The organism is Bifidobacterium sp. MSK.17.10, assembly GCF_019129655.1.
GTDB lineage: Bacteria > Actinomycetota > Actinomycetes > Actinomycetales > Bifidobacteriaceae > Bifidobacterium > Bifidobacterium adolescentis.
Genome location: NZ_JAHOJD010000004.1, coordinates 182589 through 195438, shown reverse-complemented (window position 1 = coordinate 195438; position 12850 = coordinate 182589). Strand labels below are relative to the sequence as shown.

10 protein-coding genes are annotated in these 12850 nt (G+C 60.8%); all 10 read left to right on the top strand.

From position 1 onward, the window contains the following. Positions 1-73 precede the first annotated feature (73 nt). Positions 74-1129: a tRNA (adenine-N1)-methyltransferase gene (locus tag KSX58_RS04865; protein ID WP_217735728.1), complete on the top strand. Its 1056-nt coding sequence runs from the start codon at positions 74-76 to the stop codon at positions 1127-1129. A gap of 98 nt (positions 1130-1227) precedes the next feature. After that, on the top strand, positions 1228-1788 hold the full coding sequence (locus tag KSX58_RS04860) for a histidine phosphatase family protein (RefSeq protein WP_217735729.1): 561 nt from the start codon (positions 1228-1230) through the stop codon (positions 1786-1788). Between the two features lie 130 nt (positions 1789-1918). After that, positions 1919-2323: a cupin domain-containing protein gene (locus tag KSX58_RS04855; RefSeq protein ID WP_070122548.1), complete on the top strand. Its 405-nt coding sequence runs from the start codon at positions 1919-1921 to the stop codon at positions 2321-2323. A 181-nt stretch (positions 2324-2504) separates the two neighbouring features. Next, positions 2505-4811, top strand: a complete 2307-nt coding sequence (gene metE, locus KSX58_RS04850; RefSeq protein ID WP_011743157.1) for a 5-methyltetrahydropteroyltriglutamate--homocysteine S-methyltransferase — start codon at positions 2505-2507, stop codon at positions 4809-4811. 42 nt (positions 4812-4853) lie between these two features. Next, positions 4854-5693, top strand: coding sequence for a methylenetetrahydrofolate reductase [NAD(P)H] (gene metF, locus KSX58_RS04845; protein ID WP_003809372.1), 840 nt, complete (start codon positions 4854-4856; stop codon positions 5691-5693). 100 nt (positions 5694-5793) lie between these two features. Beyond that, complete coding sequence (locus KSX58_RS04840; protein ID WP_055054694.1) at positions 5794-8895, top strand: bifunctional [glutamine synthetase] adenylyltransferase/[glutamine synthetase]-adenylyl-L-tyrosine phosphorylase; 3102 nt, start codon at positions 5794-5796, stop codon at positions 8893-8895. Between the two features lie 159 nt (positions 8896-9054). Then, positions 9055-10017, top strand: coding sequence for an aspartate carbamoyltransferase (gene pyrB / locus KSX58_RS04835; protein ID WP_171024943.1), 963 nt, complete (start codon positions 9055-9057; stop codon positions 10015-10017). Next, on the top strand, positions 10017-10436 hold the full coding sequence (locus tag KSX58_RS04830; protein ID WP_003809368.1) for an aspartate carbamoyltransferase regulatory subunit: 420 nt from the start codon (positions 10017-10019) through the stop codon (positions 10434-10436). The genes pyrB and KSX58_RS04830 overlap by 1 nt, the downstream gene beginning before the upstream one ends. Before the next feature lie 4 nt (positions 10437-10440). Beyond that, the gene (locus KSX58_RS04825) at positions 10441-11859 is read left to right on the top strand and encodes a dihydroorotase (protein ID WP_003809366.1); all 1419 of its coding nucleotides are present in this window, start codon (positions 10441-10443) and stop codon (positions 11857-11859) included. Beyond that, positions 11859-12821: an orotidine-5'-phosphate decarboxylase gene (gene pyrF, locus KSX58_RS04820; protein ID WP_021912865.1), complete on the top strand. Its 963-nt coding sequence runs from the start codon at positions 11859-11861 to the stop codon at positions 12819-12821. Before KSX58_RS04825 ends, pyrF begins: the two co-directional genes overlap by 1 nt. Positions 12822-12850: the final 29 nt, after the last annotated feature.

Sequence of the window (12850 nt, the reverse complement as noted above, 5' to 3'; positions counted from 1 at the left end):
GGAATGCGGTCTGCAATCGTAAGCCATAGTCGTGAAATCGCATACTGAACGAACGTACGAAGGAGCGTAAACCATGCGTCGAGGGCCGCTTGCCGCCGGTGAAAAAGTGCAGTTCACGGACCGCAGGTCGAATAAAATCACCGATCAGCTGGTGCCGGGTGGTGTGACGCAGACCTCGCATGGCATCATCCTGCATGATGATGTGATTGGCCAGACGGAAGGATCCGTTGTCGTGACGGTGAGTGCGAAACGTGAGGCTCAGGTCAACCAGACGCATCCGGAACGCGACGCGAACAAGCCGTGGAAGGGGACGCGTGCCATCGGTGGTTGGGAGTTCGCCGTCATGCGTCCGCGTTTGGCTGACTATGTGCTGTCCATGCCGCGTGGCGCGCAGATCATGTATCCGAAGGACATCGCGCAGGTCATTCAGCTCGGTGATATTCGTTCCGGTATGAACGTGCTGGAATCCGGAGCCGGTTCGGGCGCGATGAGCATCAATCTGCTGGATGCCGTGGGGGAGGGCGGAAGCCTCACCACCATCGAGATGCGTTCGGAATTCGCGCGCGTCGCCGAAGCCAACGCGACGGTTTACTTTGGCAAACGTCCCGCATGGTGGGATTTGAGGACCGGCGATTTCGATTCGGTCGCGGCTGGTTTGCCGGAACACTCCTTCGACCGCATCATGCTTGACATGCTTGACCCGTGGAACCGTCTCGAACAGGCGTATCGCGTGATCGCGCCTGGCGGCGTGCTCGTCGCGTACGTCACCACCACCACGCAGTTGAGCCGTCTTGCCGAAGCGTTGCGCGAGGTCGGCTGCTGGACCGAGCCGGACATTCAGGAGACTTTGGAACGTAATTGGAAGGCGCAAGGACTGGCCATCCGTCCCGATCACCAGATGATTGGACACACCGGTTTCCTCATGGTTTCTCGCGCGATGGCTCCGGGCTTCCAGGCGTTGCGTAAACACGACCGTGCCACGAAGGACACGACGACCGACATCGATTCGTTGACGCCCGAGGAGCGTGCCGAACAGCTTGAGGATCTGGAATTGCGTGACATTTCCGATCGCAAGCTGCGCAAGGTGCTGCGTGACCTCGACGCGCAGGTCGAAGCCATAAAGGAGTAGATTTAGAGCGTTTCATGCCATGTCCCAGCGGAAAATCTGAGACAATGGACATTAGACATTTGAAATGCGGCGCTGGAACCGGATCGGAGCGTGCGATTATGGGAACGAGCCTGAAGAAGGTCGCTAAAAAGGCCAAGGAATACAAGTATGTGCTGCTGGCGATGCGCCACGCCAAAACCGAGCCGTTCGGCGGCAACGGCAGCGACGTGGGACGTAAGCTCACCGACAAAGGACGTAAGCAGGCCAAAGCCGTGGCCAAAGGATTGGCGGCGTTCAAAATGGTGCCCACTCGCATCGCATGCTCCAGCGCCACCCGCGCCCGTCAGACCTGCGATCGCATGCTCAAGGTGTTCGGCGACGATCCGAAAGTCGACTACCGGCAAAGCCTGTACGAAGGCGGCGTGCAATCCGTGTTCGACGAGCTCGCGCAAACCAAGGAAAAGCATCGCACGCTGCTCGTGCTTGGCCACGAACCGACCATTTCGATCGCCTGCCAATGGCTGGCCAGCACCGAATCCGATCCGACGTTGCTTGACCTGCTGAATCTCGGCATGTCCCCGGCCTCGATCGCCGTATTCGGCTCGAACGAGCCATTCAACCAGTGGCAGCTGCACAGCGGCGAACTCATCGCGCTGCTTACCGCCAAAGACTTCGAGTAGGGCTTGCGTGTTCCGGGCTGATTCGGAACGATGAGCATTCCGCAGAGTGCTGTGATTTGACTTCAAGCGGCTTCAAGGTTGTATGGTGCTTTCTGAACCGATGTTCAGAATGATGGATAGGAGAGCCCATATGAACAATCCCAGTGCGTTCCCTCTTGGGGAACCAAATGACGGTTTCGCCCAGTATTTCGACGGACAGAGCTGGCTTGCGCCGGTACTTGACGCGCCTGAAGTGTCAATCCACAATGTGACGTTCGAACCTGGATGCCGGAACCACTGGCATATCCACCATCACGCGGCCCAGATTCTCATTGCGGTTGGAGGGCGTGGCTACTACCAGCTTGAGGGCGAAGAGCCGAAGGAGCTTGAACCGGGACAGGCCGTCCGTATTCCGCCGGATGTTAAGCATTGGCACGGTGCCGCCCCTCACGAAGCTTTCAGCCATTTGGCGTTCATGATTGCGGATGGCACGGGCGACGTGACGAATGAATGGCTGGAACCCGTAGACCCCGACGCATACGAGACATTGCGTTAAATCCGTTTGCCGGGCTGTTCTGCATTATTGATTCATAAACATAAATGTGTGAATATAGACGGCATACGGACTGCGTTATAAGGACAGTTTATAACGACACTCAAATTTTCTTGATGTCTTATAGCTGGCGGTTTTGTGATAGCTTGAGCGGGTTGCATTGTTCATATCAGATGGAGGATTCATGTCCGCTCTTACTTCCGTCTCCGGTTTCCCGCGCATCGGCCAGAACCGTGAGCTGAAGAAAATCATCGAAGCGTATTGGAAGGGCAACACCACCCTCGATGAGGTGCGTGCCACAGCCAAGGAACTGCGCGCCAAGCATTGGAAGCTGCAGCAGGCCGCCGGCATCGACCTGATTCCGAGCAACGACTTCAGCTATTACGACCAGATGCTCGACACTGCCATCCTGCTCAACGTCATTCCGCAGCGCTACCAGCGTCTCGCCTTCGAGAACCCGGAAGAGACCCTCTTCGCAATGGGTCGCGGCTATCAGGGCGAGAAGGGCGACGTGACCGCCCTGCCGATGAAGAAGTGGTTCACCACCAACTACCACTACCTCGTGCCGGAAATCGACTCCGCCACCGACATCAAGCTCAACAGCACCAAGCCGTTCGACGAATTCAACGAGGCGAAGGCGCTCGGCATCACCACCAAGCCGGTGCTCATCGGCCCGTACACCTTCCTCAAGCTCGCCCGCAATCCGCAGGCCGAGGAGCTCGACTACGACAAGGGCCTCGTCAACGCGGTCGCCGCGGTGTACGCCGAAGTCGTCGCCAAGTTCGCCGAACTGGGCGTGCAGTGGATCCAGATCGACGAACCGTACCTCGTGCTCGACAAGGAGCCGGGCGACGTCGAACTGTTCAAGAGCCTGTACGCCAAGATCCTGCCCGCCCGCGAAGGCAAGGTCAAGGTGCTGCTCAACACCTACTTCGGACACATCGCCGACGTGTACGAAACCGTCAACCTGCTCGGCTTCGACGGCATCGGCCTGGACCTGAACGAAGGCAAGGACGAAAACCTCGCCGCCGTCGAAAAGTACGGCGTGGCAGAAAAAACCACCATCTTCGCCGGCGTGATCAACGGCCGCAACATCTGGCGCAACAACTACGCCGTGAGCCTCGGCCTGGTCGACGCGCTGAAGCAGGTCACCGCCAACGTGGCCGTCTCCACCGCCAGCTCCCTGCTGCACGTGCCGTTCAGCACCGAAGGCGAGGACGGTCTCGCCGACGACGTGCGCAAGCACTTCGCCTTCGCCGTCCAGAAGCTCGACGAACTGCACGAAGTCGCCGTGCTCGCCGACGCTTCCGACGACGAGAAGAAGGCATCCGCCGAACTCGCAGCCAACCAGGCGCTGTTCGACGGCACCCGCGTCGCCGCCGATCCTGCGGTCGCCAAGCGAATCGCAAGCCTTACCGACGCCGACTTCGTACGTCAGCCGGCACGCGCCGAACGCCAGAAGGAGCAGCGTGAGGCGCTGAACCTGCCGCTGCTGCCCACCACCACCATCGGCTCCTTCCCGCAAACCAAGGAAGTGCGCGCCGAACGCGCCAAGCTGCGCAAGGGCGAGATCACCAAGGCCGAATACGACGAATTCATGAAGAACCAGATCGACGCCTGCATCAAGCATCAGGAGGAAATCGGCCTCGACGTGCTCGTCCACGGCGAATTCGAACGCAACGACATGGTCGAATACTTCGGCCAGAACCTCAACGGCTTCCTGTTCACCAAGAACGCGTGGGTGCAGTCCTACGGCACACGTTGCGTCAAGCCTCCGATCGTGTGGGGCGACGTATCCCGCGCCAACCCGATCACCGTGGAATGGAGCGCCTACGCGCAGTCCCGCACCGATCATGTGATGAAGGGCATGCTCACCGGTCCGGTCACCATCCTCAACTGGTCCTGGCCGCGCGAGGACATCACCCACGAGCAGCAGACCCAGCAGCTCGCGCTCGCCATCCGCGACGAAGTGCTCGATTTGGAGAAGGCCGGCATCAAGGTCATCCAGATCGACGAGGCCGCACTGCGCGAGAAGCTGCCGCTGAGGAAGACCGACTGGCACAAGAAGTACCTCGACTGGGCCATTCCGGCGTTCCGTCTGGTGCATTCCGCCGTCAAGCCGACCACGCAGATCCACACGCACATGTGCTATTCGGAGTTCAACGACATCATCAAGGACATCGACGCGATGGACGCCGACGTGATCTCCTTCGAAGCCTCCCGTGGCGACCTTGTGGTGCTCGACGCCATCCACGACGCCAACTTCGAAACCGAAGCCGGCCCGGGCGTGTACGACATCCACTCTCCGCGCATTCCGTCCGAACAGGAGATCGAGGACCGCATCTACGAGATCCTGAAGAAGATGGACGTCGAAAAGGTGTGGATCAACCCGGACTGCGGCCTGAAGACCCGTGGCAACGCCGAAACCTGGCCGAGCCTGGAGAACCTCGTCGCAGCGGCCAAGGCCGTGCGCGCCAAACTCGCCAAGTAAGGCCGGCATAGGCATAAACAGGCAAGATTTCCAAGGAATCACATGCATTCGCCAATCTTCTCGCTGGAGGTGTTCCCTCCCAAGCGCACCAGCCCTGTAGGTACCATCTACGATACGTTGGATGGCCTGCAGGGGCTGGACCCCGACTTCATCTCCGTCACCTACGGCACCGGCAAATCGTCCGACCGCACGCTGACCGCACGCATCGCGCATACGGTGAACGAATACGGCATTCCGGCCGTGGCGCACCTGACCGCGCAATACCTTGACAAAGACGACGTGAACGAGGCGCTCGACCTGTTCGACCAAGCCAAAGTCTCCGGCGTGCTCGCTTTGCGAGGCGACCGTGTGGAAGGAGCCGAACCGGCGGGAGTGTTCGACCATGCGAGCGATCTGGCGGCCTACATCCGCGAGAAGCGTCCTAATCTCAAGATCTACGGCGCCTGCTATCCGGAAAAGCACCCGCAGGCGGCCACGCTTGAGGAGGATATCGACAATCTCAAGAAGAAGGTCGACGCGGGCGTAAGCCACCTCATCTCCCAGCTGTTCTACGACAACGAGGATTTCCTTCGATTCGTGGACAAGGCTCGTGCCGCCGGCATCGACGTTCCGATCGAAGCCGGCATCATGCCGGTGATGAACGCGAAGTCGGTGCTGCGCATGTCGAAGATGTGCGAATCGCGTGTTCCTGAAAAACTTGCCGTCCTACTTGACAAGTGGGGGAGTGACACCGCGCTGCTTAAAGAGGCGGGTATCGCCTACGCGTCCGAACAGATCTGCGACTTGGCGGCACGCGGCGTCGACGGCGTGCACCTGTACACGATGAACCATCCATGCGTCAGCCGGCGCATCTGGTCCAACGTCAAACCATTCTTCGTCTGATTCAGACGATGCAACAAACACGAAAGGGATGATTTCCGGCAACTGTCGGAAACCATCCCTTTCGCCATACTTACGGATATGAACGATTACTATGGGAACCATGGCTTCTTCTACGCATCAGTTTGGGGTGCTCGATCTGATTCGGGCGGGATTGCAGGATCTGGACACGGCACGCACGCTGCTTGACGAGTTGCGCGCCGACGGCATCGACGACGACCGGCTATGCCTGCTGATGAAAACATTGGAACAGACCTGCGAGCCCGACATCGCGCTACGCAACCTCGTCGACATCATCAAAGCGTTGCAAAGCCAAGGCCGCGACTTCCACCAGGTCATCACCGACGACGCCGGACTCGTACGACTCGTCACCGTGCTCGGCGTGTCCGACGAAATGGGCAAGCTCATGCGCTTCCGCCCCGAACTCGTCATGGCCGCAGCCAGCGACTCATGCGAAAGCCATCTGTACAACCACGCGCAACGCCGCGCGCATGTCCTCGAAGCGGTCGGTGCCGACCCGGCCGACAATCGCATGCCAAAAGCCACGAAACCACTCGCCGAAGCGGCGACCGCGCTACGACAGACCTACAGAAAACAGCTCGCCGCCATCATGGCGCAGGACGCCACCGCGGACGACCCAATCGAAATACAACCGAGAATCAGCCAGGAACTGTCCGATCTTGCCGACGCGGCCCTGGAAGGCGCGCTCGCCATCGCCCGCGACGAAGTGGACGGCAGCGAACACGTGCGCTTCGCCATCATCGGCATGGGCAAGCTCGGCGCACGCGAACTCAACTACGTATCCGACGTGGACCTCATCTACGTGGTGGAACCGGCGGACGCGGACACCAACGGCATGACCCTCAACCGTGTCGGCACCAAAATGGCCACCACCTTGCAGCGCGTATGCCAATCCGTCATCATGGGCGTCGCCGAACCTACATTGTGGCAGATCGATGGCGGACTGCGCCCCGAAGGCAAGGACGGCCCGCTCGTACGCAAACTCGAATCGCACGAAGCCTACTACGAACAGTGGGCGGAAAACTGGGAATTCCAAGCCCTGCTCAAGGCCCGCCCCGTGGCCGGTGACCCCGACCTCGGCCAAGCGTACATGGACATGACCCGACCGTTCGTATGGACCGCCTCCAAACGCGACAACTTCGTCTACGACTGCCAGCAGATGCGCAAACGAGTCGAAGACCTCATCCCCGCGCCCCTGAAGGATCGTGAAATCAAACTCGGCCGCGGAGGCCTACGAGACGTGGAATTCACCGTGCAGATGCTCCAACTCGTCCACGGCCGCGCCGACGAGACCCTGCGCACCAGCTCCACCCTCGAATCGTTGCAACGCCTCGCCGAAGGCGGATACGTCTCACGCAGACAAGCCAAGAAGCTCTCCTGGGACTACCGCTTCGAACGCGTCATGGAACACCGCCAGCAAATGTGGGCGCTCAAACGCACCCACCTGTTCCCGGACCTCGGCAAAGCCAGTCTCGGCGGTATCGAACGCAAACGCGACACCAACGACGACGAACTCAACCACAACCTCGAACTGCGCAGACTCGCCCGGGCCTTCCACATGCACCCCGAGGAACTCGTCGACAAATACGACGAAACCCGACGTGAAGTGCGCCACCTGCACATGGACATCTACTACCGGCCCATGCTGCCCATCAACGCCGGCCTCGACGACGAACAAGTGGAACTGTCCGCCAACGCCATGCAGGAACGCTTCGCCTCCATCGGATTCGCCGACCCCGACGCCGCCATGCGCCACGTCACCGCACTGACCGCCGGCATCTCCCGTGCCGCGAAAATCAACCGCATCCTCCTGCCCGCCGCCCTCCAATGGCTCGGCGAAGGGCAGAACCCCGACATGGGACTGCTCAACTGGCGCAAACTCGAAGAACACTTTGGCACGGACAGCGAATACCTCGGCTTCCTGCGCGACTCGCCGTCCGCCGCGCAACGCCTGTGCCACATCCTGTCCAATTCGCGGTTCCTGGGCGACGCGCTCAACAAATCCGTCGAATCCGTCACCTGGCTCGGCAGCGACAACGACCTGCAGCCACGCTCACGCGAAAGCCTCGACGTGCAGACACACGCCTCACTCGAACGCAACGCAGGCAGCATCAACGACTTCGCCAACTCCATCCGCGCCATGCGACGCCACGAAATCGAACGCATCGGACTAGGGTGGATGAGCGGCGTCATCGACGACAAGGCGTCGCTCGCGGGTATGACCGACGTATACGACGCGGCCATCGACGCATCGCTCACCTGGGCCATCCGCCACCAAACGCAGGAAATGGGACTCGACGAAGCGCCGGCGGCAATCGCCGTCATCGGCATGGGACGCTACGGCGGCAGGGAAGTGAACTTCAGCTCCGACGCCGACGTCATCATCATCTACCGGCCGTCCGATAACGCCGACGACAACCAAGCCAACCTCTTCGCACGCAAAGTGCAGGAAGACCTCCGCGCCATCCTGCAAGGACCGACCACGCTCGAACCCAAAATCGAACTCGACATGGACCTGCGGCCCGAAGGCAAAAACGGACCCCTCGTGCGCTCCTACGCGTCCTGCGAGGAATACTACCGTTCCTGGGCGAGCACATGGGAGCACCAGGCGCTCCTGCGTGCGCGTTACGCGGCAGGCGACGCGGCGCTCGCCGAGGATTTCCTGATGAACGTCGCCGACCCGCTGCGCTATCCGAAGATCGATTTGACGGAGGCGCAGGTCGCCGAAATACGCAAGCTCAAGGCGCGTATGGAAGCCGAGCGATTGCCGCGCGGCGTGCGTAGGGACCGTCACCTGAAGCTGGGCAAAGGTGGTCTGTCCGACGTGGAATGGACGATTCAGCTGCTGCAGTTGCAGCATGCCGGCGACAACGCGAACCTGCGAGTCAACGGCACGATGCAGGCGTTGGACGAGTTGGAGCGGCGCAAGCTGGTTTCCGCCGGCGACGCCGTCGTATTGCGACGCGCATGGTGGATGTGCACGGCCGCGCGCAACGGCAGCTACCTGTGGAGCGGGCGCGTCAACCAGGCGGATATCCTGCCGGATGACACGTATTCGCTGGGAGGACTCGCCGTCTATCTCGGATACGACGCGAATCGCGGACAGCATTTCGAAAACGATCTGCTTGCCGTAATGCGCAAGGCGCGCGACGTGACGGAACGTCTGTTCTACGGCCTTTCATGAAACGATTCGAGCGGGCGCTCGGTGAACACGCGGTGAACGCTCCGGGTCAGTGTTTCGGGCTATAGTTGGCTAGGTCACTTTCAGTGGCCACCTTCAACCACAAGTTGCATGAAAGGTGAGCCGTTGTCCTCAGTACTCGAACCGGCGGTCGAAACGCCGATGGTCGGAAAAAGCGTCATCACTCTCGATGATCTTTCCATTCGTCAGATTCAGGAAATGCTGCACAAAGCGCAGTACATCGATTCCCATCGTAAAGAAGTGGCACACACCTGCGAAGGCAGGGTGCTTGCCACTTTGTTTTATGAGCCGAGTACGCGCACGCGTCTGAGTTTCGAAACCGCCATGCTGCGCCTCGGCGGCAAGGTGATCGGTTTCGCCGGCGCCCAGCTCGCCTCCGTCACCAAGGGCGAGACGATCGCCGACACGTTGAAGACGGTGTCCAACTACGTCGACGTGGTGGCCATCCGCCATCCGAAGGAAGGCGCCGCGCTGGTCGCATCCCGCGCCGCCTCCGTGCCGGTCATCAACGCGGGCGACGGCGGACACATGCATCCGACGCAGACGCTCGCCGACCTGGCCACGCTTCAATCGCGCTTCGGCCGTGTCACCAACCTGACCGTCGGCCTGTGCGGCGATTTGACCTTCGGCCGCACCGTGCACTCCCTGATCGAAACACTGTGCCGCTTCGGCAACGTCAACTTCGTGCTGATCAGCCCCGACGAGCTCAAGACCCCGCAGTACGTGCTTGACCGCATCAACGCCACCGAATCCTGCTCCTACACCGAAGTCAAGGATCTGGTCTCCGTCATCGGCGATCTTGACGTGCTGTACATGACCCGCGTGCAGAAAGAACGTTTCTTCAACGAGGACGATTATCTGCGTCTGCGCGACACCTACATCCTCGACGAAGCCAAGATGGCGTACGCCAAGAAGGACATGGCCGTGCTGCACCCGCTGCCGCGCGTCAACGAAATCGCCGTGGAAGTTGACGACGATCCGCGTGCAGCCTACTTCGAACAGGTCAAGAACGGTATGCTCATGCGCATGGCATTGGAAAGCTCGGTGGTCGGTGACGAACTGCCGGGATACGAACCGCTCGCAGCCAAGGAGGTTGAAGCCTGATGGAAGTCACCAGCATTCAGAACGGCATCATCATCGATCACGTGCCCGCCGGAACCGCGCTCAAGGTACTTGAGTATCTGAAGATCGACCCGTCCAAAACCAAGCTCGCGTTGATCATGAACACCGACAGCCACATGTACGGCACGAAGGACATCATCAAAATCGAGGATGAGACCGAATCCATCGACCTCGACGTGCTCGGCCTCGTGGCGCGCACCGCGACCGTCGGCATCGTCCGCGGCGGCAAAATCGTCGAAAAGAAGAAGCCGACCCTGCCGGAACATGTCGTCAACATCATCAAATGCGTGAACCCGCGCTGCGTCACCACCACCGAGCCTGCGGTGCAGATGTTCCATCTGGTGCATTCCGACCGTCAGGAATACCGTTGCGACTACTGCGACGAGGAAGCGAAGTTCTGAAATCATGACCCTCACCCTTCACGACATCAAGGTCTGGAACACCGGCGAAGTCATTGACCTCGTCGTCCCTTCCGACACGGACGCGTCCGTGGACGCCTCGGCGATGACCATCGCCCCCGGATTCGAAGACCCGCACGTGCATTTCCGCGATCCCGGACAGACCTACAAGGAGTCCATGATCTCCGGCTGCGCGGCGGCGGCATCCGGCGGATACACGAACGTGCTCATCATGCCAAACACCGTGCCGGCCATGGATGGCGTGAAGGTGGAGGCCGGCCAGCCGGGTGCCTCCGAAGTGCTCGACGCCGAATACGACACGGTCATCGATTACCTGCAGCATTACGAGGCCGCTCATGGCGTGAAACTGCCGGTGCGCTACGACCTATGCGTATGCGCCTCAAAGGGGCGTGCCGGCCATGAGGCCACCGAAGTGGCCGACTGGATCGGCTACCTGCCCGAACATGGCGACGAGCATAAGGACGCCTACCAGCTGGCGCATCCGGTGACCGCCATCAGCGATGACGGTTCCGCGGTGACCCCCAGCATTCTCGAACAGGTGTTCGAAAACGTCAAGGAGTCGGGACTGTACCTCATCGAGCATTGCGAACACCACGACACCGGCGCGGTCAATGACGGTCCGGTGTCCCGCAAGCTTGGCGTTCCAGGCATTCCGGAGGACACGGAACTCAAAATCGTCGAACGCGACATTGACATGTCCCGCAAAACCGGCGTGCACGTGCATTTCCAGCACGTCAGCACCGCAATCTCCTTCGACGCCATCCGCAAAGCCAAGGCCGAAGGACTTCCGATCACCTGCGAGACCGCGCCGCATTACATCGCATTGAACGACGAGGCGCTGCTTAAGTACGGCACTTTGGCCAAAATGAACCCGCCGCTGCGCTCCGAAGCGGACCGCCAGGCCACCATCGCAGCCGTCGCCGACGGCACGGTCGATTTGTTGGCCACCGACCATGCGCCCCACACCATGGAAGAGAAGGAACTCGGCTTCCTCGACGCGCCCAACGGCATCATCGGGCTGGAATGCGCATACGGCGTCTGCCACAAGGTACTTGTCGACGGCGGATTCATTTCCGACGAACGTCTCATCGAACTCATGTCCACCGGTCCGGCCGAACTCATGGGCCACGACAAAACGGACATCACGGCGGTGCTCGACGACTACGCCGACGCCGTGCCGGGAGACGACGACACCAAGCGCGTGCTTGATCTGGGCCGCGTGCCCGAAAGCGACCAGGTGGATCTCGTGGTGCTGAACACCGGAGAGGAATGGACCGTCGACCCGGAGAAGTTCCACTCCTCGGCACGTAACACCCCATTCGGCGGATGGCAGGTCACCGGCCGGCCGCTCGCCACCATCATCGGCTCGAAGCTGGCCTTCAGCCGCATCGACAAGGAGGACTGATGGACCGTCTGATCGAAGCCATCGAAGACAAGCAGAATCCAAGCGTCGTGGGACTCGACCCCACCGAAGCGCTGGTGCCGAAGCAGGTCGTGGCCAGCTTCGCCGAGGAAATCGCCGAACAGGTGGAGGATCCGACGGAAGCGCCGGCAGCCCAACTGTCCGTCGCCTTCTTCGAATTCAACCGCGCCATCATCGACGCAGTAGCCGACATCGTCCCGGCCGTCAAACCGCAGATCGCCATGTATGAGGCGCTCGGACCAGCCGGCATCGACGCCTACAGCATGACCTGCGAATACGCCAAACAGCAGGGACTGTACGTCCTTGGCGACGTCAAGCGCGGCGACATCGGCTCCACCGCAGCCGCCTACGCCCACCATCTGAGCGGTGTGAACGCGGGGGAGCACGCTTTCGACCCGTGGCATGAGGACGCGGTCACCGTGAACCCCTACCTCGGCACCGACGGCATCACCCCGTTCGTCGAAGCCGCCACTGGTGCCGACAAGGACATCTTCGTACTGGTACGCACCTCCAATCCATCCAGCAGCGAACTGCAGGAACTCGAACTCGCCTCAGGCGAGCGCGTGTACGAGCATGTCGCCGACCTCGTGGAAGGCTGGGGAGCCGAAACCATCGGCGCGAACGGGTATTCCCGTGTCGGCGCGGTGGTCGGAGCCACCCATCCCGAGGAAGGCAAGGCGTTGCGGGCGCGCATGCCGCACACGTTCTTCCTGGTCCCCGGTTACGGCGCGCAGGGCGGTACCGCCCAAGGCGTGGCCGGCATGTTCGACAAAGACGGCATGGGCGCGCTCGTCAATTCGTCGCGTGGCATCATCGGAGCCTGGAAGAAGTCCGGCAAATACAGCGAATCCATGAGCGCAGACGATGCGCTCGACTTGGTCGCCGAATCGGCGCGCGAGGCCGCGAAGGACATGCGCGACAATCTGCGCGCGGTACTGCCGTAAGCTACCAGAACAATCGAACGAAACACAGG